25 protein-coding genes are annotated in these 23900 nt (G+C 68.2%); 4 read left to right on the top strand and 21 right to left on the bottom strand.

Translation table 11 applies throughout. The annotated features are described in order from the left end of the window. Nucleotides 1–76: 76 nt before the first annotated feature. The 11 genes from ACN8ZM_RS21195 to ACN8ZM_RS21145 all read right to left on the bottom strand — a co-directional run bounded on the left by ACN8ZM_RS21195 (nucleotide 77) and on the right by ACN8ZM_RS21145 (nucleotide 10633). The gene (locus ACN8ZM_RS21195) at nucleotides 77–460 is read right to left on the bottom strand and encodes a hypothetical protein (RefSeq protein ID WP_122949553.1); all 384 of its coding nucleotides are present in this window, start codon (nucleotides 458–460) and stop codon (nucleotides 77–79) included. Nucleotides 461–506: 46 nt separating this feature from the next. Continuing rightward, nucleotides 507–1337, bottom strand: a complete 831-nt coding sequence (locus ACN8ZM_RS21190; RefSeq protein ID WP_420212277.1) for a hypothetical protein — start codon at nucleotides 1335–1337, stop codon at nucleotides 507–509. Between the two features lie 8 nt (nucleotides 1338–1345). Then, nucleotides 1346–2236 carry a peptidylprolyl isomerase gene (locus ACN8ZM_RS21185; protein WP_420212276.1) on the bottom strand — a complete coding sequence of 297 codons (891 nt, stop codon included), beginning with the start codon at nucleotides 2234–2236 and terminating at the stop codon, nucleotides 1346–1348. 44 nt (nucleotides 2237–2280) lie between these two features. After that, nucleotides 2281–2724 carry a hypothetical protein gene (locus ACN8ZM_RS21180; RefSeq protein WP_420212275.1) on the bottom strand — a complete coding sequence of 148 codons (444 nt, stop codon included), beginning with the start codon at nucleotides 2722–2724 and terminating at the stop codon, nucleotides 2281–2283. Next, complete coding sequence (locus ACN8ZM_RS21175; protein ID WP_043177376.1) at nucleotides 2721–3317, bottom strand: YbjN domain-containing protein; 597 nt, start codon at nucleotides 3315–3317, stop codon at nucleotides 2721–2723. Before ACN8ZM_RS21175 ends, ACN8ZM_RS21180 begins: the two co-directional genes overlap by 4 nt. Nucleotides 3318–3376: 59 nt before the next feature. Beyond that, nucleotides 3377–4060, bottom strand: coding sequence for a hypothetical protein (locus tag ACN8ZM_RS21170; protein ID WP_089452510.1), 684 nt, complete (start codon nucleotides 4058–4060; stop codon nucleotides 3377–3379). A 12-nt stretch (nucleotides 4061–4072) separates the two neighbouring features. Beyond that, the gene (locus ACN8ZM_RS21165) at nucleotides 4073–5884 is read right to left on the bottom strand and encodes a putative porin (protein WP_420212274.1); all 1812 of its coding nucleotides are present in this window, start codon (nucleotides 5882–5884) and stop codon (nucleotides 4073–4075) included. 92 nt (nucleotides 5885–5976) lie between these two features. Further along, nucleotides 5977–6675, bottom strand: coding sequence for a TonB family protein (locus ACN8ZM_RS21160; protein ID WP_051889648.1), 699 nt, complete (start codon nucleotides 6673–6675; stop codon nucleotides 5977–5979). A 4-nt stretch (nucleotides 6676–6679) separates the two neighbouring features. Next, entirely contained in the window at nucleotides 6680–7090 is a 411-nt protein-coding gene (locus ACN8ZM_RS21155; RefSeq protein WP_060126341.1) for an ExbD/TolR family protein, read from the bottom strand. An 18-nt stretch (nucleotides 7091–7108) separates the two neighbouring features. Further along, nucleotides 7109–8914, bottom strand: coding sequence for a DUF2341 domain-containing protein (locus ACN8ZM_RS21150; protein ID WP_420212273.1), 1806 nt, complete (start codon nucleotides 8912–8914; stop codon nucleotides 7109–7111). Nucleotides 8915–8980: 66 nt separating this feature from the next. Then, on the bottom strand, nucleotides 8981–10633 hold the full coding sequence (locus ACN8ZM_RS21145; protein WP_420212272.1) for a ShlB/FhaC/HecB family hemolysin secretion/activation protein: 1653 nt from the start codon (nucleotides 10631–10633) through the stop codon (nucleotides 8981–8983). An 822-nt stretch (nucleotides 10634–11455) separates the two neighbouring features. Here ACN8ZM_RS21145 and ACN8ZM_RS21140 point away from each other — a divergent pair. Together ACN8ZM_RS21140 and gspK are read left to right on the top strand one after the other, a co-directional pair. Continuing rightward, nucleotides 11456–12022 carry a hypothetical protein gene (locus tag ACN8ZM_RS21140; RefSeq protein ID WP_420212271.1) on the top strand — a complete coding sequence of 189 codons (567 nt, stop codon included), beginning with the start codon at nucleotides 11456–11458 and terminating at the stop codon, nucleotides 12020–12022. Nucleotides 12023–12055: 33 nt separating this feature from the next. Beyond that, the gene (gspK, locus tag ACN8ZM_RS21135) at nucleotides 12056–13051 is read left to right on the top strand and encodes a type II secretion system minor pseudopilin GspK (RefSeq protein WP_420212270.1); all 996 of its coding nucleotides are present in this window, start codon (nucleotides 12056–12058) and stop codon (nucleotides 13049–13051) included. A gap of 34 nt (nucleotides 13052–13085) precedes the next feature. Here the strand turns inward: gspK and ACN8ZM_RS21130 are convergent, their stop codons facing one another. Continuing rightward, nucleotides 13086–14759 (bottom strand): type II toxin-antitoxin system Phd/YefM family antitoxin, encoded by a 1674-nt coding sequence (locus ACN8ZM_RS21130; protein ID WP_420212269.1) that lies wholly within the window; start codon nucleotides 14757–14759, stop codon nucleotides 13086–13088. A gap of 164 nt (nucleotides 14760–14923) precedes the next feature. Here ACN8ZM_RS21130 and ACN8ZM_RS21125 point away from each other — a divergent pair, with 164 nt between their 5' ends. Next, nucleotides 14924–15748 (top strand): hypothetical protein, encoded by an 825-nt coding sequence (locus ACN8ZM_RS21125; protein WP_420212268.1) that lies wholly within the window; start codon nucleotides 14924–14926, stop codon nucleotides 15746–15748. 265 nt (nucleotides 15749–16013) lie between these two features. Here ACN8ZM_RS21125 and ACN8ZM_RS21120 read toward each other — a convergent pair whose 3' ends face one another. From ACN8ZM_RS21120 to gspG, 8 genes are all read right to left on the bottom strand, one after another. Beyond that, complete coding sequence (locus ACN8ZM_RS21120; protein WP_080741398.1) at nucleotides 16014–16265, bottom strand: FecR/PupR family sigma factor regulator; 252 nt, start codon at nucleotides 16263–16265, stop codon at nucleotides 16014–16016. A gap of 257 nt (nucleotides 16266–16522) precedes the next feature. Then, on the bottom strand, nucleotides 16523–17518 hold the full coding sequence (locus tag ACN8ZM_RS21115; protein ID WP_043177399.1) for a FecR family protein: 996 nt from the start codon (nucleotides 17516–17518) through the stop codon (nucleotides 16523–16525). A gap of 11 nt (nucleotides 17519–17529) precedes the next feature. Further along, the gene (locus tag ACN8ZM_RS21110) at nucleotides 17530–18078 is read right to left on the bottom strand and encodes an RNA polymerase sigma factor (RefSeq protein ID WP_043177401.1); all 549 of its coding nucleotides are present in this window, start codon (nucleotides 18076–18078) and stop codon (nucleotides 17530–17532) included. Nucleotides 18079–18084: 6 nt separating this feature from the next. Beyond that, on the bottom strand, nucleotides 18085–18831 hold the full coding sequence (locus tag ACN8ZM_RS21105) for a secretin and TonB N-terminal domain-containing protein (RefSeq protein WP_089452503.1): 747 nt from the start codon (nucleotides 18829–18831) through the stop codon (nucleotides 18085–18087). Between the two features lie 165 nt (nucleotides 18832–18996). After that, nucleotides 18997–19509 (bottom strand): type II secretion system protein GspM, encoded by a 513-nt coding sequence (gene gspM, locus ACN8ZM_RS21100; protein WP_051889649.1) that lies wholly within the window; start codon nucleotides 19507–19509, stop codon nucleotides 18997–18999. After that, complete coding sequence (gene gspL / locus ACN8ZM_RS21095; RefSeq protein ID WP_420212653.1) at nucleotides 19473–20960, bottom strand: type II secretion system protein GspL; 1488 nt, start codon at nucleotides 20958–20960, stop codon at nucleotides 19473–19475. Before gspL ends, gspM begins: the two co-directional genes overlap by 37 nt. A 29-nt stretch (nucleotides 20961–20989) precedes the next feature. Continuing rightward, the gene (gene gspH / locus ACN8ZM_RS21090) at nucleotides 20990–21493 is read right to left on the bottom strand and encodes a type II secretion system minor pseudopilin GspH (protein ID WP_244912085.1); all 504 of its coding nucleotides are present in this window, start codon (nucleotides 21491–21493) and stop codon (nucleotides 20990–20992) included. 4 nt (nucleotides 21494–21497) lie between these two features. Then, nucleotides 21498–21911, bottom strand: coding sequence for a type II secretion system major pseudopilin GspG (gspG, locus tag ACN8ZM_RS21085; protein ID WP_089452661.1), 414 nt, complete (start codon nucleotides 21909–21911; stop codon nucleotides 21498–21500). A 139-nt stretch (nucleotides 21912–22050) separates the two neighbouring features. Between gspG and ACN8ZM_RS21080 the strand changes: the two genes are divergently transcribed. Continuing rightward, nucleotides 22051–22497 carry a type II secretion system protein N gene (locus ACN8ZM_RS21080; RefSeq protein WP_420212267.1) on the top strand — a complete coding sequence of 149 codons (447 nt, stop codon included), beginning with the start codon at nucleotides 22051–22053 and terminating at the stop codon, nucleotides 22495–22497. An 11-nt stretch (nucleotides 22498–22508) separates the two neighbouring features. On the opposite strand, the gene gspF is transcribed toward ACN8ZM_RS21080, so the two are convergent. Next, nucleotides 22509–23726, bottom strand: a complete 1218-nt coding sequence (gspF, locus tag ACN8ZM_RS21075; RefSeq protein WP_420212266.1) for a type II secretion system inner membrane protein GspF — start codon at nucleotides 23724–23726, stop codon at nucleotides 22509–22511. Nucleotides 23727–23900: the final 174 nt, after the last annotated feature.

The raw sequence follows: 23900 nt of genomic DNA, 5'->3' as shown, positions 1-23900 counted from the left end.
GTTGCTGCTCCTCGTCAGTTCGCGCCGGAACGCAACCGGCCCATCGATACCTGCGCCGCACGCTCGGCCGCGTGCGTTACTTCGGCGGCACCGCGACCGGCGCATCGGGCCGCTGCGGCGTCACCGACCGGCCCCAGTTCGAGCCGAAACGGTTCCGCTCGGTCGACAGGTTGAACGTGCCGAGACGGTTCGACGGCTGCTTCGACAGCCGCTCCGAATCCGTTTGCGATGCCCCCGCCTGCGGGTCGGCCTTCGGCTTCAGTTGCTGGCTCAGGCAGTCGTACGACAGCGCGCGCTTGCCGTCGACTTCCGCATCGACACACACCGGCTTCGCGGCCGAGCCCGGACTGGCCGGCGCGGGCACGGCCGCACTCGCCGCCGCGCGTCCCCCCTGCGCGTGCGCACCGGCTGCCAGCAGCAGGCAGACGATCGTCGCGATTCCGCTTCGTCGCATCTTCATGTGCGTCTCCTTCAGAAATGGCGCCATGGCGCCTTCACGGCCGCCATCACAGGTGCGTGCCCGGCGTCGCCGCGCGCGCCAGGAAACGCGCGAACGCCGCGCCATCGGCCGCTTCGACGGCAGGCTCTTGCGCATCGATCCGTTGCGCCCACGCGTCGCGCATGTCGTCGACCGGCTGCCACGCATGCACCTGTGCGCCGGTCGGATACGGCGTGACGAGCGGTTCGCGGTAGTCGACGCGAAACAGCGCTGGCGCACCGCTGCCGGCCGTCCACAGATCGCCGACGTCGCGCACGCTCGCGTCGAACCAGAACCGCACCCAGCGCACCGTCGGCGCGCGCGGGTCGGGGCCCGGTGCATCGGTGCCCGCCGCGTCCGGCACACGCAGGAAGCCGGCCAGCACGAGCAGCACGGCCGCCAGATCGTCGTCGCGCAACATCCGGTACGACCAGAGATCCGCGACGTCGACACAGGCGACCACCGCGATGAAGCGGCCGATCGTGAGTGCGGGCCACGCCCGCCGCATCAGCGCGTAATGGCGCGCCCACTGCGCGACGAAGCGCTCGCGGTGCCGGGCGGCGACCTGCACGTCGCGCGAGCCGCGAATCGTCAGTTCGTCCGGTTGATACTGGCGCGTCGTGAGCACGCACTGCGCGGAACACCGCGCGCTCCGGTGCCGCGCGTAGCCGCCCGCGCCGGGCAACGGCTCCAGCGCGCCGAAGCACAGCGGGCAATGCGTGGGCCACTCGCCGGGCCGGCCCGGCCACGGGTTGGCCTTCGGCATGCGCGGGCGGTCGGCGGCCGCGGCCGGGCGGCGTCGCCCCGGCGTGCGCGCGTCGGGCACGTCGACGCGCGGTGTCGAACGGACGATTGCCATGAGCGTGCCTACCGGGCAGACGCGAGCGCTTTCTTCAGCGCGTCTTCGTTGATCGGCGCGTTCGCCGCCAGCTTCGCGAGATACGCCTGCGCATTCTGCTGGGTGCGCTGCGCACGCAGCATCGCGCGCAGTTGCTCCTTCACGTCGGCCAGCGGGCGCGGCGCGGCCGCGCGGATGTCGATCAGCTTCACGACATGAAAGCCGGCCGGCGTCTGGATCGGCGCGGAGACCTGGCCCGGCTTCAGCGCGTCGGCCGCCTGCCGGACCGCCGGCACCATCAGTTGATCGGGCACGAAACCGAGATCGCCGCCGTTCGCGGCACTCGCCTTGTCCTGCGAGTTCGCCTTTGCGAGCGCCGCGAAGTCGCCACTGCGCGCGCGGTTCGCGAGATCGGCCGCCTGCTTGCGCGCCTTGTCGAGCGTCGCGGCATCCGCGTTGGGCGGCACCGCGATATAGATCTGCGCGACGTGCAAGGCGCGCGGCGCAGTGAACGCGGCGCGGTTCTTGTCATACGCGGACTGGAGCTCCGCGTCCGACGGATAGTCGGCCGGCGGCGCATTCACCGATGCCAGATAGCTGCGCACGACGATATCGCGCTGCGCCTGCTCGACAGCCGCCTGCACCTGCGCCTGCTTGTCCCAGCCCTTCGATTTCGCCTCGGCCAGCACGGCCTTCTGCGCAAGCGTCGAGCGCACGACCTGGTCCAGCGCCCCGGGATCGGCCGCGAGACGTTCGCGCCCTTCGGGGCTCACCGCCTTCAACAGCTCCGCGATATCGGCCTGCGTGACCGACGCCTGCGCGGCATTCGCGATCACGTCGTCCTGCGCGTGCGAAACGAGCGGCACGGCCAGCGCGAGACCGCCTGCCACGATCGCCAGCATCTTCATCTTCGTCTTCATCGTTCGACTGCCCTCTCGATTGCTCTTGAAATGCGGACGCTGCATCAGCGCGCGTCCGTCAGCGTCATGCGCAGGACGAGCGGCTGCGCCATCCCGCGTGGCGGCGCTGCGCCGACCGCCCGGCCGACGAGTGCGGCGTGCAGCGCCGCGTCGAGTTCCGGTTGCCCGGCCGCACCGCTGTCGATGCGCGTCACGTGCCCGTACCGGTCGAGCCACGCACGCACCGGCAGCTCGGGACCATCGTCGCCGGCATCGGCAAGCTCACCGGCCCAGCGCTCGATGCCGGCGCGCAGGCGGCACACCGCTGCGTCGTCGCCGTCGAGCGTCGCCTGCAGCCACTGCGCGATGCGCCGTGCATACGCGCCCCACGCGGCGGGTGCATCGCCGGCGGCGATCGCATCCGCGTCGTGCCACGCACGGCCGGGCAGCAGCGCACGCAGCGCAGCGCCGATCCGGCCGCCGGCGCGCCAGCTCGCGCCGAGCGTCACTGCGCGGCAGCCTCGAGCCCGGCGACTGCCGTTGCCGCCTCGGCGGCCGACGCGGTGGCCGGATCGCCTGCCGCCGCCGCGCGCGCCGCCGCTTCCTGCTCGGCCATCGCAGGACGGTTGCGCAGGTGCAGCAGGAACTCCTGAATCAGGCGATCCCACAGCTCGATCGTCGAGCGCAGATAGCGCTCCGACACGCCGCCCGCGACGACCACGTCCATCTCCAGCGCGAGAAACGGCCCGTGGCTCGCGAGACGCGCGAAGCGCTTGGTCCGGTTCCAGTCCGCGACGAGTTCTGCCGGCAATTCACCCTGCACCTGCAGCACGCACGACAGCGTGTAGTCGATGAACAGCAGCGACGCGGGCGATGCGTCGGGCCCCTGCGGCGCGAGCACGGCGGCCGGGTTGCCGAAGCGCACCGCGAAGCCGATGCCCTGGCTCGCGCTCATCAGTTGCACCGCGCCGTTCTGTTCCGCCGCCGTCACGCGGTAGCCCGCGCGGCGCAGCACGTCGGCGAGGTGGTCGGCGCTGATCGCTTCGATCGGCGCATCGTGTGCCGCGCGTTCATCGCCGGCGTTCGGTTGCTTGTCTTGCATGTCTGTGTTCCCCGTATTCAACGAATCGATCGGTTCGACCCCGGCTGCGGGCCGCGCGCTCACTGCGGGTTTGCCGCAGCGGCCGATGCCGGTGCCGGCGTGGCGGCAACGGGCCGCGCAGCCGGGTCGTACTTGCCCGCATACAGCGCATCGCCGTAGCGTTGCGCAATGTCGTCGTACTTCACGCGCGCCGACTGCGCGAACGGCTGACGCGACGAGAACAGCGTGCCGATCCCGACGTGCTCGTAGGCGTCGAGAATCTCGTGCCCCACGCGATACAGCTCGGCATTGTGTGCCTGGCAGGTTTTCAGTTGCGTGTCACGCGCCGCCACGTCCTTCTGCAGTTGCGTGTGCTGCGTATCGCGGGCGCGCGACACGGCGAGCAAGTCCTCGTAGGACGACTTGTATTTCGCGAGCGACTTCGCGTCCTGCTCGCGGCCCGCCCGCTCCTGCGCGAGCGCGCGCTTCGCGGCCGCTTCGGCGCCCGAGTCGCCGTGCGCGGCCGCCAGTTGCCCCTGCATCGCCTTCAGTTGCGCGAGCGCGTCGTCGCGCTGCTTCTCGGCCGCCACCTTGTCGCTTTGCAACTGCGCCTGGTTGTCCTGCAACTGGCGCAGCTCCTGCACGGTCGAGCGCAACTGGCTGCGCAGCTTGTCCTCGATGCTCTGCGCGTGCGCGCCGCCAGCCGCAAGCAGCAGCGTGCCGGCCACGCTGGCCGCGAACATCGTGCGAGTGATCGTGTTCATCCGCGGCTCCGGTCAGAAGCGAGCATTGAGCTCGATCTGCAGCACGTCGATCGAGACCGGCGGCCCGTACACTTCCTTCGAGCTCAGGTAACGGGCCGACACCCACGTGTCCCGTGCGACCGCATACGCGGCGCCGAGCACGTAGCCGCGCGCGTTGGTGCCGCCGAGATGGAAGTCGGGATCGTTGAACGCGTCGAGCACGGCGTCCGGCTGCAGGTACTTGTATGCGATCGAGAAGTTCCACTGGCCCTTCTCGCGCGGCTCCGGCTCGCCGAACGTCGCCTTCGCGAGGAAGCCGTTCGGGCCGCTGCGGTAGTCGGCGCGCGTCGCGTTCACCGACGTCGAATCGTAGTTGTTGACCGGCAGCGACGCCGCCGCGAACGCCTTGTTGTCGTTGTACGCGAGGTTGCGCACGTATTCGCCGTCGAGACGCAGCTTGAAGCGATCGGCCACCACCGTGTCCCACTGCGCCTTCAGGTCGAGCAGCCGGTAGTTGTAGGCCAGGCCGAACAGCTGCGGCTGCGGCGTCATCCCCGGCGCGAGATTCGGGTTCTGCACGATGTTGCGCAGCGCGACCAGCGTGTTGCCGCCCTGCATGAATGCCGGCGCCTCGTTGTCGGTGCTGCAGCTCGTCGCGCCCAGATACAGCGCGCACGGCGACGACAGCGTGCCGCGCATGTTCTGGAAGTCGTAGTACGCGACCGCGCCGCGCAGCCGGTTCTTCGCGTCGATCTTCCAGTCGGCACCGAACTGCGCGCCGAACATCCACTTCGTGTCGCTGCCGGCCTTGTCGGTGCTGTTCGACGGGAAGTTCTCGCTCGTGTACTGGATCGGGAACACGCCGAGCGTGCCGAACAGCGTGACGTCCGGATTCCACGGCAGCGCATGGCGCAGGTTCGCGGCGAGGCCGTCCATCATCAGGTCGTCCGAGAACACCAGGTCCGACTTGAAGAACGGATTGTCGAACCGGCCGGCCGTCAGGTTCAGCCACGGCGTCGGCCGGTACGCGAAGAACGCCTTGTTCAGCCAGATGTTCTTCTTCGCGAAGCCGCCGCCCGCGGTGGCCGTGGTCGACACGGGCCCGTTGTCGTTGCCGCTCGCGAGCTGGATGCCGGCGATCATTTCGTCGGACAGCGTCGCCGTCACGCCGAGCCGCGCGCGGTAGCGCAGCAGGTTGTTGCGGTTCTCCCGCGTGTTCTGCGTGGGAATCTGCGTGTTGTTGGTGTTCGAGTTGACGTCGAACCCGCCGCCCTGGTTGATCGCCGCGAAATTCGTCACGCCGTTCGTGTTGCGGCCGCCATAGAAGTGATACTCGTCACGCACGCGCAGGTCGCCGTCGAGCTTGATGCGCGACACCCAGTCGGGGAACGTGTTCGGTTGCGCCCAGTTCTCGGCCTTCGCCTGCGCGATCACTTCCTGCTTCACCTGGTCGCGGATCTGGTCGCGCACGAGCTGCGGCACGTACGGCACCGCGACATCGCCCGGCTGCGTCGGCGGATTGACGACCCCACCCGCCACGACCGGCGCGCCCGATGCGCGGGCCGACCTCGCCTGCACGGCCTCGGTGCGCGCCTCGCTGATCAGCTGGTTCGCGTTTTGCTGCGTGAGCACGCCACGCTTCACGAGCAGGTTGATCAGGTTGATCACCACGCTCTCGGTCGGCGCGGCTTTCCCCGTCGCCGCCTGCGCCTCGAGCGATTGCCCGTGCGCGGCGGACGCGCAGGCCAGCCCGAGCGTCAGCACCGCCGCGCCGACGCGCGACAGGCGCGCGGGCAGCGCGCCGTTGCGGGGCACCCCACCCCGTCCGTTCATCTTCCGAATCATCGAAGCACTCCGAACAATTTTCGTTTCTTTTCCGGCGGCATCCGTGCGACGGCGCCACCCCATGATTCTTTCGTCGTTTCGCGCACGCATCGTCATGCCGGCTTGCGCCCCTGAAGCTTGACGAGCACCGGATACGCGGTTGCGGGCGGCGGCACCTCGTCGACCCTGCCAAGCGCTTCGACCGCCGCGACGACGGCCGCATCGATCTTCGCGTCGCCGGTGGACTGCGCGACCGTCACCTTCGTGATCCGCCCCGACGCGTCCATCCACAGGTTCAGGCTGCCCGCGAACCGCGCGCCGCCTGCCTCCTGCACGCCCTTGTCCTGCTCGATCGCGCGCTGCAGCACGTAGACCATGTATTGCGCATAGCTCGCGTTGCCGAACTTGCCGCCCCCGCCGCTGCCGAGCATGCCGGACCCGTCGCCCGCACCGATGCCGAAGTTGTCGGTGCCCGCCTGCGCATCGGCATTCATCGTCATCTGCTTCGGCTGGTTGTCCGACGGCTTCGGCGCCTCGGACGGCTTCGGCGCGATCGTCGGCCGGTCGACCGGCGTCTTGACCTCTTCCTTCACCTTCTCGGGCGGCGGCTTCTGTTTCGGCGGCGGCGGGGGCGGCGGCAACGGAATCACCGTCGTCACCTGCGGCGCGCTCACGCGCTTCACGCCGGCCGTGTCGCCCGCGAAATGCCAGATCAGCGCGGCCACGCCGGCGAGCACCAGCGCGATCGCGACGGGCTTCACGTAGCGGCCGGGGCCCTTGTCCGGCGGGCCGCCGTTGTAGGTCATTTCCATCGCGTCAGCCGCCCTGCTTCGCCTTGCCGGTCACGAGACCGACCTGCGACAGATCGAGGCGGCGCAACAGGTCGAGCACGTCCATCACCTTCTGGTACTGCACGCCCGCGTCGCCCTTCAACACGATCGGAAAATCCGGATTGGTCGCCTTCTCGGTGCGCAGCCGGCTTTCGAGCTCGTCCATCGTCACCGGGTACGCGTCGAGGAACACCTGCCCCGAATCGGCCACCGTGATCGCCTTCGTCTTCGGCTTCGCGAGGCTCGCGGACGAGCTCGCCTTCGGCAGATCGACCTTGATGCCCTGCACCGACGCGGTCGTCATGATGATGAAGATGATCAGCAGCACGTACGCGAGGTCGAGCATCGGCGTGATGTTGATGTCGTCGTACGGCTTGTCGTCGTCCTGAACCTGCATGGTGGTCTCCTGCGTGCGTCAGTCGGCCAGCACCGCGTGATCCGGCGCGCGGTGCGCTTCGGCGAGGCGCGTGACGAATTCGTCGACGAACACCTGCATGTTCGCGGTCACGTTCTTGTTGCGGATCAGCAGGTAGTTGTAGCCAAACAGCGCGGGAATCGCGACGAACAGGCCCGTGACCGTCGCGAGCAGCGCGGCGGCGATACCCGGCGCGATCGCGTTCACGTTCACGTCGCCGGCCGCCGCGATCGCCGCGAACGTGATCATCACGCCGACCACCGTGCCGAGCAGCCCGAGGAACGGGCCGCCCGAGATCGCGATCGTCAGCAGCACCATCGACTTCGACAGCTTCTGGTTCTCGCGCACGAGCGTCGCGTCCATCGACGCGCGGATCGCCTCGATCGATTCTGACGTAATCACCGTGCGGCCGTTGCCGTCCACGCGGCTGTGGATCTCATGCACGCCAGCCTTGTACAGCCGGTACAGCGACGACTGGTACAGCCGGCGGCCGTCGGCGCTCGCTTCGTCGACATGCGCGAGGCCGACCAGATGACGCCCGGCCACTTCGCGGAAGCGCTGCACGAAATACTGGTTGGCCTTGTCGACGGTGCCGACGTAGCGCGCCTTCGTCCACATCACGACCCACGACACGAGCGCCATGCCGAGCAGGATCGTGATCACGACCCACGCGTCGACGGTCACCGACTGCACGATCACGCCGAAGTAGCCGAAGCCGAAGCCCGACTGCTTCTCGTCGGCGCCATAGGCGACGAGCTTCGATTCCGAGCCCTGCGCGAGCGCGTCGACCGCGATCGCGGCCGCCGAGCGCGCGATCTTCGACAGACGCAGTTCGTCGAGCGCGCCCGAATACGCGGCGAACCCTGCGGGTGCGCCCGTTGCGTCCGCCGCGACCGTTGCCGCGCCGCTCAGTGCCGGCAGCGTCGCCGCGACCTGCGCGGCCTGCTTGCCGTTCACGTAGACGGTGAGGTTCTTGCCGTCGGCCGTGACCGCGAGATACGTCCACTGGTTCGCGGCGACCGGCGCTGCGGCCGGCGTGCGCACCGGCGCCGGATTGCCTGCCGCGCCCTGGACTTCCGCGAACGGCACGCCGTTGTCGAGGCCGATCAGCAGCGCGTTCGCGCCGTCGCGACGGCTGTAGACCAACGTGTTCGGGGCAAGCGCCGACGGCTTCACCCATGCACTGAACGTGAAGCTGCCGCCCGCCGGTACGTTCAGCGACGCACTCGCCGGCAGCGTCAGCGACCCGTTGCCGTCGAACCGCGCGCCCTTGCCGACGATGCCATCCTCGACCGTCTGGAACGACGCGTTCTGCGCGTGGTTGCCATAGGCGGTCAGGTCCTTCGGCGGCGCACCGGCCGCGCCGTTGAAGTGGTAGACGAGCGTGTAGTCGGCATCGAACGTCTCGGCCGGCTTGCTGCCGTCCGGCGCCTTCTTGTTGCCGTAGTACATCCAGATCGACTCCGCGGCGCCGGCCGGCATCTTCGGGATGTCGACCCAGATCAGCGCGACGCCGAGCACCGGATCGTATTGCTCGATGTGGTAGTTCAGCGGCGTCTTGTCGTCGGCGGCGACGAAGCGGATGTCCGCGCCGTTGTCGGCCAGCCCGTCGAACTGGAAGTTGCCCGAGTGCAGGCGGATCAGCAGCGGCACGCGGCCGGCCGATTCCGCGAGGTTCGCGCCTTTCGCGCTCGCGTCGATCGTGATCGCCTTCCGGTACGACCAGTCGTTCTGCCACCATGCATTCGCGATGCCGGGCAGCACGCCGAGCATCACCGCCAACAGGAAAAACAAGACTCGCTTCACGATCCACTCCCCGAATGTGCGGGCGCCGCGCTCGTCGCATCGCCCCGGCACGATCAAAAAAATCCGTCAGAAACCCAGCCTTACGTAGAAATCGAATCGCGGGCTGTACTGCCGCGTATAGACGCCCGCCTTCAACGGCCAGCCGGCCTCGAAATCCGCGCTCGCATACTTCATGATCTGCACGCGTGTGCCGACGCCGACACTCATCAGGTTGAAACGCGACGTCTGCTCCGGCAGCGGGCTCAGCAGCCACAGGTGCGCCGCGTCGAAGAACGCGTGGAAGCGCCATTCGTTCACGCGGCTGCCGACCGCCCCGCCGAGCCACTTCGCGAGCGACGGGCTGCGCAGCTCGACCGATGCGATCACGCCGCTGTCGGCCGTGTCCTCGGCCTGCATGTAGCCGCGCACGCTGTTCATCCCGCCCGCGGCGAACTGCTCGCTCGACACGAGCGGCGAGTTCGAGATCTGCGCGTTCACGTGCGCGTTCGCCTGCATGTCGTTCGCGAAGCGCTGCGTGTGGTTGACGTCGAACTTGCCGTACACGAAATCGGGCGTCGCGTTGTAGCGCTTGTTGTCCCATGCGCCCCAGTCGCTGCCGACGCCGCGGAGGTTGGTCGTCACCGATGCGGCGAACGACGTCTGCGAATTCTTCAGGCTCAGTTGCCCGTTGTACGACAGCGTCACCGGCACGTACGTCAGCGGCGCCGTCGAGCTCGGCTGGCCCGGCATCGACACGTTTTCGTCGAAGTGCTTGCGGTCGATCTCGATGCTGACCGAGTGCGCGTAGGTTTCCGACGCCGGCAGCGAATAGATCGCGGTGAAGCCGTACGTGGTGCCCTTGCCGAGCACGTTGGTGCTCGCGACCGACGCGACGTTGCTGTCCGAATGCACGACCGTCGCGAGGAAGCTCCAGTGCGAATCCTTGATCGGCGCGAGATACGAGAACGCGTAGACGCGCGCATCGTTCGGATGCTGCGGCGCGAGCACGTAGGTGCCGGAAATCACGTGGCCGAGCTGCCAGAGATTCGAGTAGCTGAGGTTCGCGGTCGTGCGCAGCGTCGACGTGCCCGGGCTGTTGTCGTTGTTCAGTTCGAGCGAGCCATGCAGCGGGCTGTGATCGTCGACCTTCAGGTCGACGTCGACCGTCTGCGGCAGCGCGCCCGGCTTGAGGATCGGAATCACCTGCCGGTCCGCCGAGCGGTTCAGGTCGGTGAGCTGTTGCTGCGCCTGGTTGAAATCGGGCACCTGGCCTTCGGACAGCGCGGGCACCGCATCGCGGATGTTCTGCGGCGAGTTGTATTTCGCGCCGTCGACCCGCAAGCGGCCGACCTTCGCCTCGGTCACCTGCAGCAGGATCACGCCGTTCTTCACCTGCTGCTGCGGCAGCTCGACGACGACCGACTGGTAGCCGCGATCCTGGTACACCTTCTGCAACGCATCACGTGCCGCGTTCACGTCGGCGAGCGTGCGGCCCGGCCCTTCGAACGGATACACGGCCTTCTCGATCTCGAGCGTCGGCAACGTCGTGTTGCCGCGCACCACGAAGGCATTCACGTCGAACGACTGAGGCACGGCCGGCGCCGCCTTCGCAGCCGGCGCGGCTTCCTGCGCATGAACGCCCGGCGCGAGGCCCAGCCCTCCGGCCAGCACGACACCGGCCAGGCATCGGCAGTTCAGCCGCCATCGTTCACGTGACTTGCGGTCTACTCTCGGCGGCATGCGCCATTCCCCTTTGTTGTTCCGGATCGCAACGAAGCACACCGCACCAGCCGTTCGCTCCGCTATCAAATGCCTGTTTCACTTTGATGACGGTTTGTTCGTCATCCTTATCATGATCTGCGCAATGCTTTTCCCGATTTCCGTATCCAGTGCGTTCGACGGCATCTACCGAAAAGGACGAAGCGAATCCGGAAAACCCGCAATCTCCAGCACGCATCGTCGCGACCGACTGCCCGCCGACGCATCGGCACTGATGCGTCGATCGACAACGACCATCGTGGGCGGCGCACGAGTCGCCGCTCTCACCTACCTAGACGGAACTGGTCGCGCATTGCCGCAAACTTTTTTCGCGGGCCGTCCAATTGGCCGTCCGACTGGCCGTCCGACTCGACGCCGGAAGCAGGACACGGCCGCCAGCGTGCGGCCTGCAATGCGCGCGCAACGAGCGCCGCGTGAATCGCGCGGCGCGTTGCGCAGGAATGTGCGTGGCCCCCGTTTCGTGTTCGTATCGTCTGCCGAGGCCGTCAAGGCTTCCGGGCACCGCGCGCGTGCGCGATCGCCGGCAAACGTGTTGCCGCCCCGAACGCGTCGCGCAGCGCGCGTCGCCCCTTGCGGACGGCACGACAATCCTCGGGTTTCAACCGGGAAGTTTTTGTGACATTCCGCTGAAGATATGCACGAGATGCGCGCGAGACCGTTTCCGCGCACCGCACGCGCGATGCGGCACGACGACAAACGTCCCGGCGACGAGAAATCCTGCGGTTTACGGCCGTCCGCTTCGTCCTAGCTATTGGGTAAAAACATCAACGACCGGGTCCATCCATGTCATTCGCGACGATGCTCGTACGGTGGCTCGCCGAACGCCTGTCCGGCCATGCCGCGACCGCGCGCCGGCCGCCGCCCGCCGCCTTTGCCGCGGCGCGGCGCCCGTTGCGCTGGCGCGCCCCCTGGCTGGTCTGGCACCTGCTGTCGTGGGTCGCGCTCACGTTGCTCGCGCCGCCGATCTGGACGATCGGCACGTTGCTGCTGATCGACGCGTCGAGCGATCAGCCGCTGTTCTGGATGCTCGCGATGGCGATCGTGCCGGTCGCGAACGGAGCCGCGATCGTCGCGGCGAACCAGCGCCATCATCGCAGGCCGTTCACGCGGCGCTCGACGGTCGCGCTCTACCTGTTCTTCGTCGCGATGGCCGTCGGCTGCGCGCTGTTCGTGCTGCTGCTGTGGTGCTCGCATGCGATCGCATCGCTGGTCGGCCCGCTGGCGTTGACGACCGGCGGCACGCATCCCGCGACGCTCGCGTTCTGGGTGACCGGACTCACCGCGATGTTCGGCGTCACGTCATCTGCGCATGCGAGCATCGCCCACGCGTGGCTGGTGTTCGAGGACTGACCACAGTCACATCGTCCTTGCAGGAGCAAGCGAATGCATCGATACGGCAAGTCGGGCAGAACGCGGCCGCCGCGCGAACGTGGCATCGCGATCGTCACGGTGCTGCTCGTCGTCGCACTGGCGGCGACACTCGCGGCAAGCGTGCTGTGGCGCCAGCAGGTTGCGACGCGCGACGTGGAGAACCAGCGGCTCGCGACGCAGACGATGTGGGTCGAGCGCGCGGCGGTCGAATGGGCGCGTGCGACGCTGCGCGCGCAGAGCGCAACGTCGAACGTCACGTTCGTCGGCCAGCCGTGGTCGTCGCCGGCCGCCGACGTGCAGCTTGCGGACCTGCTGCCGCCCGAAACCGCGGCGGTCAATGCGGAGCTGTCGCGCGCCTGGATCTCCGGGCATGTCGAGGATGCGCAGGCGCGCTTCAACCTGACGAACCTCGTGACGCGCATCGCACCCGGCAAGCCGTGGCAGGCCAACGGCGAAGGCGTGCTCGCGTATCGGCGGCTGCTGAGCCAGCTGTCGCTCGATCCCGCGCTCGCGCAGCAGACGGCCGACTACATGCTGCGCTCGCTGCGCGACACCAACGGCCCCGACGGCTGGCCGCTGCAGCTCGTGTCGATCGACGATCTCGCACGCATTCCCGGCTACGACGCGCGTGCGATCGAGACGCTGGCGCCGTTCACGACGATCCTGCCGGACCTGACCACCGTCAATGCCAATACCGCAGCCGAGCCCGTGCTCGTCGCCGCGATTCCGACGCTGTCGGCGAGCCAGGCCAAGCGACTCGTCGACCGGCGCGGCACCGCGTATTTCGTCAGCACCGGCGACATCGCCGAGTACCTGCTGCCCGCGCGCGGCGGCAATCCGACGCTGCCGGACGGCTCGACCGTCGGCGTCAACAGCCTCTACTTCATCGTGCATTGCCGCGTGCATTCGGCACGCATCAACGCACGCGTCGACACGCTGATCGCGCGCTACGGCAGCGGCAATTTCACGTGGACGTCGGTGATCTGGGTCCACCGGCTGGCGAGTTGATCGCGGCGCCTGCGCGCCACTTCGTCATCGCCAGCTAGTTCAGCGACGATTCGCTCAACGCGACCGAATGCATGCCCTGCGTCGCCGCGCAATCGAACGACAGCCGCGTGAGGCTCGTCTCGCGCACTTCTCCGAGCAGCCGGTTCCAGTCGTCGATCGACACGAGCAGCGCGATCGGCCGGTTGTACTTGGTGACCATCACGAGCGCCTCGCCTGCGTGCCGCAGTGCCTTCGACGGATTGCTGCTGAAGTCGCGCGTCGCCATCGCGATCGTGCGCAGGCTGAACACGTTCGCGGCGGGATCGCCGCCGTCGTCATGCAGCAGGTGTTCGACCGTCGCCGCGCGCAGCAGTGCCTGCGACTTCGCCGACAACCGGTTGTCGCGGCGCCTGCGCCGCTCGCTGCGCGGATCGACGTGCACGGCGAGCATCCGTACGATCTGGCCGAGCGTCGCCGCAGGCAACTGGTCGTAGCGTCGCCACCAGTCGGGCGGCAGCGCGATCATCATCCCCACATAGGTTGTGGTGACGCCTTCGGCGATATGCGACGGCACCCGTTCCGCGTCGCGTTCGTCCAGACCGAGCGCGCCGCTGACGACGCGCGTCATCACGCTGAACGCGTTGTAGGCGAGTGCCGCGATGCCGCTCGCAAGCTGCGACGCACGGGCGGGCACGCTGCCGAACAACGCGCCACCGAGTACCGGCTCGAGCGGAAACGGCAGTGCATCGCGCCAACGCCGGCGCGCCAGCTGCATCACCTGGCCCGCGTCGAACTGGTCGGCGGGCAGGTTCGTCAGTACCGCGACCGCCGCGCCCTCGTTGCCGTCGGCACCGCGATCGCGCCATTCGATTCGCCTGAGCGTACCGGCCGCGTCGCCTTCGCCCGGGATACCCACAGCCTGCTCCCGAACGTAACCGCCATCGAGCGGACCGGCAGCGCGCCAGTCGCCGAGCGGGCGGCATGCCGTCGCACCACCGTCGTCGCGCAGCACGAATGCGCCGCCGCGGCGCGGCCAGCCCGACACGATCGCGTCGATATCGAAACGGCCATCGACGATCCACAACTCGCCGGGCCGCACCGTTTCCAGCAGCGCGCCGACGAACGCGCGTTCATGTACGCGGCCGCGCTCGACCGGCAGCAGGTCGACGATCATCGCAAGCTCCGGATCGTAGACCGGCAGCACGCGCGCACCGGTCAAACCCAGTGCCGCATCGCGCGCCGGGTCGTCGCACGCGCGGCCGCAGTCGCAACCGGCACCGCCCGGCGCGCAACTGTCGCCCGTGCCGTCCAGCACGCGCAGCCGCATCCCGCCGAGCGTGCGCCCGCGTTCGTCGGCTCGCGTCGCCGCGACGGGCAACAGCAGATCGACGCTGTCCCTGACGAGCGCTCGCCCCCAGCCGGCCCGCCATCGACTCATGCCGTCGTGAAGCGCCGCCACCGCGGTGCCCGATGCGGACAGCGCGCTCCCGGGCACGCCGTGCGGCATCTGCGATGGCTGCATCCGCGTCTGCGTCTGCGCGGCAATCGCCGCGATCGCATCGACCGCCAGCGCGAACAGCGTCTCGCGGATCGACTCGTCGTCGGGTTCTTCGTCCGCGTCGACAGCCGTGTCGATCCAGTCGTCGTGCAGCGCGCACTGCAACACGAGCCGCGTCATGATCGTCATCGGGCTCTGTTCGACGAAGCGTTCCACAATCGTGCGCATCATCCGGTCACTCCACACTGTTCGGCCGGGCGCGCTCGCCCGCCTGCATCGCGGCGCGCTCGCACTTGACGGGCCGCCCGCGACGCCGCAGCATCGTGGGCGTCCGGACCCGCGCGACGGCGCGCCGCCGCGGCGGTCCGCCCGCAATCGATGCACGAGGCACCGGCATGTACGTAGATCCCCGCGTGGCCCATGGCCGCGCCCGGTTCGACCTGAGCGGCTCGCCGCGGCTCGTCGCCGACGAGCGCCGCTGGGAAATCAGCAACGTGGTCACGCGCGGCCTCGACGATTTCACGGGCGTGCGCAACCGCCGCAACCTGATGCGGCTGCTCGAACGCCAGATCGCGCCGAAGCTCGCGCGCCTCGGGCTCGAGCCGTTCGTCGGCGCGCTCGGTCATGCAGAAGGGTTGTTCGTCAACTTCTCGACGATGAGCGCCGAGCATGGCCTGCGCGAATTCCAGCTTCAACTGACCGTGCCCGACCTCGTGCTGCGCAGCTTCGCGTCGAACGTGATCCGGCCGCATGCGGTCGCGCGCTGCATGCAGCGCAACGGCGTGATGTCGCTGGCTGAAATCGAGCATGAATCGCGCATCGCGTTCGTCGCGGCACGCGTGATGCGCTCGCTCGCCCTCGCGGAAGGCTGGCAGCAGATCGGCGTGCCGACGCCGCGCGGGCTGTTCGTCGGCACGCTGACCGATGCGCGCGATGTCGCGATGAACACCTATTTCCGGCCCGGCGACAACGACCGTCCGTCGCGCTGGAGCGGCTTCTCGGCCCTCTTCTCGACGATGCCGGACTGGCGCCCGGAACAGGTCCGGCACGGCGGCGAACTGCTGCAATGGATGGTCAACCATATCGTGGCCCTGCAAGAATCCGCACCGTTCGTCGAACGCTTTCCCTTTCTGCGCGAGCCGCTGCGCGATGCCGGCGATCCGCTCGACGCCGCTTGGGACGGCGCACGCGCCGGCCTGCAGCCCGGGGCGCCCTCCTGAATCCCGAGTCGTGAATCCGGGCTTGCGTGACGCGGCCGGCACGTACTCGGCCACGCCCGCCACCATGCGTGAGCGGTGATCCGGAAGCCCATACAGACCTCCGTTCCCCGGTCTCCGCTTTACAGCCCCTCTGTACAGCCCCCTCGCTCTCTCATATACAAGGTCGAAGCGGGCCCGCCTAACCCGCATACTTTCTTTCAGCGCACGTGTGCCACGGCGCAAATGCGCTTGCGCACCACACCGGTGCGCGCGACGAGCCGCCGTATCAATGCGTGCGCGTCGGCCCGCCAGGCGCCTGACGGCCGACCGCCTCCAGCACGGCCCACATCCAGATCAGCTCGCGAACCGTGCGCGCATGCTCGTCGCTCTGCGCACGCCAGCGCGCGAAGGCGTCGAGTTCCTGTTCCGTCGTGTCGCCGGCGCGCAACCACAGCAGCCAGCGCACGGCGCCCTCGCGGATCGCATCGGCGCGCGTAGTCGCGTCGCCGGGATCCGACTCCCGTTGCGATTCGTTCATGATCACGCCACCGCCCGAAGCTCCCTCGACACACCTCCCCCGCACCGCGCATCGCTGCACGGCCGGGGCGCTTGCCACCCACGCCTCGGGTCCGACGACGTCACACCGGGCCGCCATGACAGGCAGCCCGGCGTTTGCCGGCCCTCATTGATCAAGTCGTATCGGACGGCCGTAACCCGCAGCGCGCGGACAGCCGGAAGCGACGCGAACGCATCGCCAGCGGAAGGAAGAAGGAAACGTAAAACGCGGGAAGCCGGTCAGCTCAGCAGCACGATGTTGCCGGGCAGGCGCGTGATGTGCGCGCCATACAGGCGGCCGACCATGTCGATCACGTCGTCGACCCGCGTGATCGGGAACTGCGCCTGCATGCGGTTCTCGCCGAGCGACGCGCTGCGCAGGATGACCTTGCCGCGCCGGTAGCGGTTGATCTCGTCGACGACATCGGCGAGCGGCACGCCGTTGAACACCAGCATGCCGCGCCGCCATGCAGTGACCGCGCCTGGATCGATCCGAGACACGGGCTGCACGCCACGATCGTCGTAGACGACCTGATCGTCGGCCGTCAGCGTGCGCGCACCGCGCGGATGCTCGAGCGCGACCGTGCCGGACAGGCAGGTCACGCAGACCTGCGAACCCGTGCGCCGCACGTTGAAGCGCGCGACGGTGGCTTGCATGCGGCCGCCGCCTGCCACCACGGTGACGGGCTGGATCGGTGTCGCGCGGTCGGCCGGCGGCGCGGCCGCGTCGATCTCCGCCTCGCCGGCGACGACTTCGACGCCGTGCGCGACGTCGCTCGCGGCCAGTACGTCCAGACGCGTCTGCGTATTCAGCTCCACCGTCACGCGCGACGACAGCGCGACGCTGCGTTGCTCGCCGGTGCCCGTGTGGTAGTCGGCCGCGAGATCGCCGAGCGACGGCCACAACTGCATCGGCGGGCGCAGCGCGAGCCACGACGCGCCGGCCGCCACCGCGAAGCCGATGAACGCGCGCCGCCCGGTGCGCATCGTGCGCTCGCGCTTGGCAACGTTTGCCCAGGCAGCGGCCGCGCGTTCCTCGTGCGCGAGTTCGGTCGCCGCCGTGCGCAGCGAGCTCCAGGTATCGCGCAGCAGGTCGGCGGCTTGCGGACGATCGGCGCACCAGCGCTCGAACGCATCGGCTTCGGCCTGGCTCGCGTCTCCCGAGCGCAGACGCAGCAGCCACGCACTCGCTTCGTCGAGTTCGTCGTGGGCAGGTTCGGCCTGGGCTTTCGTCATCGTCCTGATGCTCAAAATTTACGCGGGCCGCCTCGCGTGCCCGTGTACGGATCACCATCTTCCTGCATGCGCTGCAGGCAGTACTTCATTGCCGCACTCAGCTCGCTTTCCACGAGCCGCAGCGAAATGCCGAAATGCTCGGCGATCTCGCGGTTCAGCAGACCGTCCACACGGGCGGCCAGCAGGATCGCGCGGCGCCGCGGCGGCAGGCCGCGCAGCACGTCCTTCAGTGTCTCGACCTTGCGGCGCGCCGCGACGATACGCTCGGGATCGGCCAGTTCGTCGGGCATCTCGAGCAGCGTCTCGACATCGTCGTCGTGCAGATGGCGGCGTTCTCGGCGATGCTGGTCGATCGCGACATTGTTCGCCATCCCGAGTATATAGGCGTCCGCGTTCGTCACCTGCGTGGAAACGTTCGCGTTCTCGAGGCGCAGCCAGGTTTCGTGCAGTGCGTCGGCGGCGCCGTCCTTCGACCCGGTCACGCGCTCGAGGCGCCTGACGAGGTACGCGTAGCGCGTCGCCAGCAGCTTCCTGAGCCCGGTGCGGTTGCTGTCGGTCATCGCGGCCTAGCCCCGGACCGCCGGCTGCGGCGCCGGACAGCGGAAATGCACGCCATTGCCGGCCGGCCGCAGCAGGATCGTGACCGGCTGCGGCAGGTCCGCAGGCGGCGCGTCGTCCAGCTTCAATGCGCGCAACGCACGCATCACCGCCGCGTCGCGGGCGGCTGAACCGCTCGATGCCACCATGTTGACCGCCACCACCGCCCCCCTGTTGTCGATGCGCACCTGCGCGACGAGTCGATAGCTGCCCGGCACCGCCCCCGGCTGCCCGCACAGCGCATCGATCAGATGCGCCTGCAGCATGCCCGCGAACGCACGCCGATCGCCGGAATCGCCGATCCCGTCGATCGGCAAGGCCGCATCCGCCGGCGGGTCGGCCGTCGCGGGCACCTGCTCGGCAGCCGGCTGCGCGACGATGATCGCTTCGTCCGGGCGCGAGAATTCCGCACGCAATCCCGTTCCGGCCAGCATTCGCTCGAGCGCGTCGCGCGGCGCGAATTCGCCCTGGACCGGCGCACTCGTGCGCCCGTCGAGCAGCGGCGCCGGCGCCAGCACGATCAGCTCGGTCAGCCGCGCGAAGTCCTGCAAGGTCTTTGCGAGCGGCTGCGCGGGCAGATCGAAATGCACCATGCTGCCCGGCTGGCGGCCGCTGGAACCGGTCTCCTGCGCTTGTACGCCGCGCATGCACAGCACGACGAACGCAAGCCACGCGACGAACGCCAGGACACCGGTCGGCGCCCGTGAACGAGTCATGAATCCCTGGACGGAAGTGGAGTTGCACGTTGCCGTGCGAAACGCGCACCCCCGTGAGCGGTTCCGCAGCAAACGAACGTCAGATTGTGAGCGGGCACTATGACAGTCAGGTGAACCGTGCAGCGATGCGATTCAATACTTTCGCTGCGTTCATGCGGTTCGCAATCAACGGGCCGTTGGCGGCTGCAGCAACGCCGAAACCGTCGTCACACCAGGCTTGCCGTCCGCGCTCGCGTGCGCGCTCACGACCCGCACGTGGTGCGTGTCGCGCATCCGGTCGAGCCAGTCCATCCAGGCGGCGAACGAGATGCCCTTCGCGTCCACCTGAATGCCTTCGCCCAGCACCGCGACTTGCGCCTTCGCGATGCCCGACTGTGCGAGCGATGCGGCAAGCGCATCCTGCAGTGCGGCACCGGCCGGCGGCCGGATCGCGGCGGCTGCGCGCAGGCGTCGTGCTTCTGCGAGTTGCCCGCCGGCTTCGGCTACCTGTCGCTGCAATGCGGGCAGGTTGGCCGCAATGCGTGCGCGCCCCGTGTACGCAGGTTCCCACATCACGTGGTAGACCAGCGCCGCGAACAACACGGCACCACCCGCCGCCAGCAGCGTGCGCTCGCGCGGCGAACGGCCATCGAGCCACTGCGTCAGCGCGGCATGGGCCGCGCGGAGCCGAGCATCCACTTCGCATCCTCCTCGTTGGCCGTCACGCCCTGCGCCTGCAGGCGCTGGCGGAATCCGTCGCGGTCGACGGCGGTACCGGGACGGAAGGCGACCGCCAGCGAGCCGTCGCGATAGTCGAGCGTCGCGATCGCATCGGACGGGATCGGGCCCAGCGCACGCGACAACGACGCCGACAGCACCAGGTAATCGTTTGCATGCAGCTCGCCGGCCGCCGCGCGCAGGCGTTCGAGCCCGGTTCGCATTTGCAGCGGCGGGTCGAGCAGCACCTGCGTCTCGGGGAAGGCGGCTTTCACACGGGCCGTCAGTTCCGTGTTCAGCGCATCCTGGCGGTGGCGTAGCTGGAACCACTGCAGGTTGATCGTCGCGATTGCGATGATCGCTGACGCGGTCGCCAGGCCGGCAGGCACGCGCCAGCGACGCCACCCGCCCGTGGCGGCGCGTGAAGCGCTGCGGGCGAATTCGAACTGGCACAGGTCGAACTTGCAGTCGAGCGCGTTGCTTGCGAGTGCGTCCCACCGTAGTGTTCGTGCGGCCAGCGGGAATGCGGACGGTCCGGCCATGCGTGCGCGGAGGTCCGATGGGGCTGTGGCGCCGCCTTCGACATCGTCGTGACCCTCGACAACCAGCGCGTGTACCCGCACGGAATCGTGTTTCGACAACTCGGCAATCGTCGTATCCAGCGCCGACGCATGCGTTTCAAATCCGAACCCCGATGATCCGCGCTTGATGGCCAATTCAAGTCGGAGCGGGTTGCCACGCGCATCGGTATCGGTATTGGCTTCGCTCGATGCCGGTCGACAAATGACCAGTACATCGGTTTCACAGCGTTCGGCATCCACTTCGCTCAATGCGGGTGGATCGACGCTCAGCACATCGGCTTCGCTGTGCATGAGCACTGCCGCTTCGCCATCCTCGTCGCCGTTCGGTATTGGAAGTGTTCGCGATGTGGATGACCTTGCGAACTCGGGCAACACATCGTCCTGCTCGCCGCCATCCGCTGGCCCACCGTACACCGTCGTCGTCATGCAGTGGATCAACGGTACCGCACGCACGCGCCGATGGCCGGCCTCGGTGAACCAGCGAATCACTTCGCCGAACCGCTCGCGATCGACGACCGCCACAGGTCGCGCCGCGTTGTCGGTTGCAGCCGGACCAACGGCGACATGACTCTGCAGCGCATCGCCGATCAGATACTCCTCCACCGCATGCGGCAGCACGCGTCGCAATTTCTCTCCCTTCACGGGAGGCAGGTTCACGTCGACGAGCAACGTATCGCGTGCGGCGAGCACGAGCACGGTCGACGCGGCCTTCGGCCACGCTTCACGATGCGCGCGCCCCGCCCGCACGCATTGCCCACGGCGGTCGAACAGCGCGTACGGCATCTCCGTGGCTTCCCACCCCGCAGCATCGAACGTGTCGATCGACGGCAGCAGCACGATCAGACTCGACATCGCGCCCCCCCTGACGTTTCGTGCGACGTTCATGGCCGACGCACGACGAAGTTGCCAATGCCCGTACCGACAACCGCCATCCGCACATCGCCGGACCACAGCGTGATCGTCACCGGCACGTCGATGCTTTCGCTGCCGAGCACGATACGTGAAGGAGTTTCGCCACCGCCCGTGTAACGCACTGATACGCCCGTCACCTCCGTGCCCCAGCGACGCGCACGATACAGGTCGTCCGTCATCGGCGCCCACGCGCCGCTTTCGGTGCGCTGCATGAAGCGATAGCCGCCGCCCACCGCCTGCCACGCGATCGGCATCGAGCGCACCTGCGCTTCGTCGCCGGCCGATTCGAGCAGGTTCGCGAGCCGCTGCGCTTCCTCGGCCAGATCCGTGCGGCGATTGCGCGACGGCGCGAGCGTCACGACCGCGACCAGCAGCCCGACGATCACGAGCACGACGAGCATCTCCAGCAGCGTGAAGCCGGCCGCATCGCGTGCCGCGAGCGGACGCCGCTTCCTGATGCGCGCAAGCTTCATGCCATCACTGCCACGAGCCGATGTCCGCATCATTGCCCTCGCCGCCCGGCTTGCCGTCCGCGCCATAACTGAACACGTCGATCGCGCCGTGCGCGCCCGGGTTCAGGTATTGATACGGGTTGCCCCACGGATCCTTCGGCAAGCGCTCCAGATAGCCGCCGTCCTTCCAGTTGTTCGGCACCGGATCGGTGGTCGGCTTCTGGATCAGCGCAGTGAGCCCCTGCTCTTGCGACGGGTAGCGGCCGTTGTCGAGCCGATACAGGTTCAGCGACTGCATCATCGTGCCGATGTCCTGCTTCGCGGCGATGCGGCGCGCCTCGTCGGGACGGCTCATGATCTTCGGCACGATCAGCGCCGCAAGAATCCCGAGAATCGCGACCACCACCATGATTTCGATCAGCGTGAAGCCGCGTTGCATGCGGCGGCGCGCACCGTCATGCGGCCGGCCGGCATGCAACGTTCGGACTTCTTCGTGGCGCGTCATCATGCATTCACCCTTGTGTCAAAGAATGGAAACCGTTGCCTGTTCATCGAACCCATCGAACCACTTCGTCGCCATGAAACCGCTCGCCCTGCTGCGCACCGTTCCGTCCCGCATCGATCCGTTGCCGCTCGTCGCGACGCTTGCAGCCGGCACGGCGCTCGTCGCCGTTTCGATGTGGGCCACGCGCGCACTGAACGCGCCCGATGCGCCGGCGCCTGCCCAGCCCGCACCGCCCGCACCGTTCGACGTTACGGCCAGCGCCCAACTGTTCGGCGCAAAACCTGACGACAACCGCAACACGATCCAGTTGCTCGGCGTGCTCGCGTTCGACGCGCGCCGTGCGGCCGCGATCGTCAGCGTCGGCGGCGAAGCGGCGCGCGTCGTGCGGATCGGCTCGGCGATCGGCGAAGCCGCGAAACTTGCTGAAGTGCGCGCCCGCTCGATCGTCGTCGACCGCAACGGCCTGCAACGCGAGATCGCGCTGCCCGCCGTGCAGAACGCCAACGCGTTCGTGCGCTGAGCCACAACGCATCACTGCACCATGTTGTTCAGCTCGATGATCGGCATCATCACCGCGAGCACGATCACGAGCACGACGCCACCCATCGCCAGGATCAGCAGCGGTTCGAGCAGGCTCGTCAGGAACATCGTGCGGCGCTCCAGTTCACGCGATTCGCCTTCGGACGCGCGGTCGAGCATCGTCGTCACGTCGCCAGTCGCTTCGCCCGAGCGGATCAGGTGCACGAGCACCGGCGGGAACGTCTTCGTATGGGCCAGCGCACGCGACAACGCCGAACCTTCGCGCACACGCACGATCGCATCGTCGACGTTCGCGCTCATCGCGCGGTTCGACAGCGTCTCGCCGGCCGCCTGCAACGCGCGCAGGATCGGCACGCCCGCTGCGGTCAGGATGCCTAGCGTGCTTGCAAAACGCACCGTGTTGTAGCCACGCACGAGCTTGCCGGCGAGCGGCGCGGTCAGCACCCAGTGGTCGAATTTCAGCCGCGGCCCGTCCTGTGACAGCACCTTGCGGATCGCAAAGACGATCGCGATCGTTGCAAGCAGCGACGCCCACCACCAGTGCCGCACGAAACCGGACAACGCCATCATCACGACCGTCAGCATCGGCAACTGCTGCTTCGTGCTGGTGAACACGTTCGCCACCTGCGGCACCACGTAGCTCAGCAGGAACGTGACGATGCCGAACGCGATCAGCGTGACGATGCCCGGATACGTGAACGCGAGCAGGATCTTCTGCTTCAGCGCATTGCTCTGCTCGATGTAGTCAGCCAGACGCGACAGCACGATGCCGAGCTTGCCGGTGTGCTCGCCCGCTGCGACGAGCGCGCGGTAGATCTCCGGAAAGTCGCGCGGATGCTGGCCGAGCGCATTCGCGAACGAATGGCCGCCGACGACTTCCGCACGGATCGACGCCATCAGCTCGCGCACGTATTCGCGCTCGGCCTGCTCGCTCAGCACCGACAGCGATTCGTCGAGCGGCAGCCCCGCGACCAGCAGGCTCGCGAGCTGGCGCGTGATGATCGCCTGCTCGCGCTGCGACAGCTTGCGGCCGAACGACAGGCGTTGATGACGTTCGCCGTGCAGGCGTTGCGCGGCGAGTTCGACCACGAGCGGCGTGAGACCCTGCGTGCGCAGATGGCTGCGGCCTGCGCGCGCACTGTCGGCTTCGAGCACGCCTTTCAGCGTGCGGCCGGTGGGATCGATCGCTTCGTAACGGAATGCCGACATGTCAGTGCCCTCGTGTCACGTGTGCGACTTGCTCGGCGACGTCGTGCAACGAGTCGGACGGAGTCGTCGAGGAAGACTACGGAGCGAACCGGCGCAGATTTGTGACGGATGTTGGGCTACCTTTTTTGGCTTTGGCGGGCGTTATTATTTTTGGTCGGCGCCCTTATATTGGAG

Source organism: Burkholderia aenigmatica, from assembly GCF_048627025.1.
GTDB lineage: Bacteria > Pseudomonadota > Gammaproteobacteria > Burkholderiales > Burkholderiaceae > Burkholderia > Burkholderia aenigmatica.
Note: the sequence above shows the minus strand (reverse complement) of the source record. Positions and strands in the feature narration are given on the sequence as shown.

Excerpts from the sequence above, each read along its gene's own strand:
- ACN8ZM_RS21195 (WP_122949553.1), bottom strand. The coding sequence starts at position 460 with ATGAAGATGCGACGAAGCGGAATCGCGACGATCGTCTGCCTGCTGCTG.
- ACN8ZM_RS21190 (WP_420212277.1), bottom strand. The coding sequence starts at position 1,337 with ATGGCAATCGTCCGTTCGACACCGCGCGTCGACGTGCCCGACGCGCGC.
- ACN8ZM_RS21185 (WP_420212276.1), bottom strand. The coding sequence starts at position 2,236 with ATGAAGACGAAGATGAAGATGCTGGCGATCGTGGCAGGCGGTCTCGCG.
- ACN8ZM_RS21175 (WP_043177376.1), bottom strand. The coding sequence starts at position 3,317 with ATGCAAGACAAGCAACCGAACGCCGGCGATGAACGCGCGGCACACGAT.
- ACN8ZM_RS21170 (WP_089452510.1), bottom strand. The coding sequence starts at position 4,060 with ATGAACACGATCACTCGCACGATGTTCGCGGCCAGCGTGGCCGGCACG.
- ACN8ZM_RS21165 (WP_420212274.1), bottom strand. The coding sequence starts at position 5,884 with ATGATTCGGAAGATGAACGGACGGGGTGGGGTGCCCCGCAACGGCGCG.
- ACN8ZM_RS21160 (WP_051889648.1), bottom strand. The coding sequence starts at position 6,675 with ATGGAAATGACCTACAACGGCGGCCCGCCGGACAAGGGCCCCGGCCGC.
- ACN8ZM_RS21155 (WP_060126341.1), bottom strand. The coding sequence starts at position 7,090 with ATGCAGGTTCAGGACGACGACAAGCCGTACGACGACATCAACATCACG.
- ACN8ZM_RS21145 (WP_420212272.1), bottom strand. The coding sequence starts at position 10,633 with ATGCCGCCGAGAGTAGACCGCAAGTCACGTGAACGATGGCGGCTGAAC.
- ACN8ZM_RS21140 (WP_420212271.1), top strand. The coding sequence starts at position 11,456 with ATGTCATTCGCGACGATGCTCGTACGGTGGCTCGCCGAACGCCTGTCC.
- gspK (WP_420212270.1), top strand. The coding sequence starts at position 12,056 with ATGCATCGATACGGCAAGTCGGGCAGAACGCGGCCGCCGCGCGAACGT.
- ACN8ZM_RS21130 (WP_420212269.1), bottom strand. The coding sequence starts at position 14,759 with ATGATGCGCACGATTGTGGAACGCTTCGTCGAACAGAGCCCGATGACG.
- ACN8ZM_RS21125 (WP_420212268.1), top strand. The coding sequence starts at position 14,924 with ATGTACGTAGATCCCCGCGTGGCCCATGGCCGCGCCCGGTTCGACCTG.
- ACN8ZM_RS21120 (WP_080741398.1), bottom strand. The coding sequence starts at position 16,265 with ATGAACGAATCGCAACGGGAGTCGGATCCCGGCGACGCGACTACGCGC.
- ACN8ZM_RS21115 (WP_043177399.1), bottom strand. The coding sequence starts at position 17,518 with ATGACGAAAGCCCAGGCCGAACCTGCCCACGACGAACTCGACGAAGCG.
- ACN8ZM_RS21110 (WP_043177401.1), bottom strand. The coding sequence starts at position 18,078 with ATGACCGACAGCAACCGCACCGGGCTCAGGAAGCTGCTGGCGACGCGC.
- ACN8ZM_RS21105 (WP_089452503.1), bottom strand. The coding sequence starts at position 18,831 with ATGACTCGTTCACGGGCGCCGACCGGTGTCCTGGCGTTCGTCGCGTGG.
- gspL (WP_420212653.1), bottom strand. The coding sequence starts at position 20,960 with ATGTCGAGTCTGATCGTGCTGCTGCCGTCGATCGACACGTTCGATGCT.
- gspH (WP_244912085.1), bottom strand. The coding sequence starts at position 21,493 with ATGAAGCTTGCGCGCATCAGGAAGCGGCGTCCGCTCGCGGCACGCGAT.
- gspG (WP_089452661.1), bottom strand. The coding sequence starts at position 21,911 with ATGCAACGCGGCTTCACGCTGATCGAAATCATGGTGGTGGTCGCGATT.
- ACN8ZM_RS21080 (WP_420212267.1), top strand. The coding sequence starts at position 22,051 with ATGAAACCGCTCGCCCTGCTGCGCACCGTTCCGTCCCGCATCGATCCG.
- gspF (WP_420212266.1), bottom strand. The coding sequence starts at position 23,726 with ATGTCGGCATTCCGTTACGAAGCGATCGATCCCACCGGCCGCACGCTG.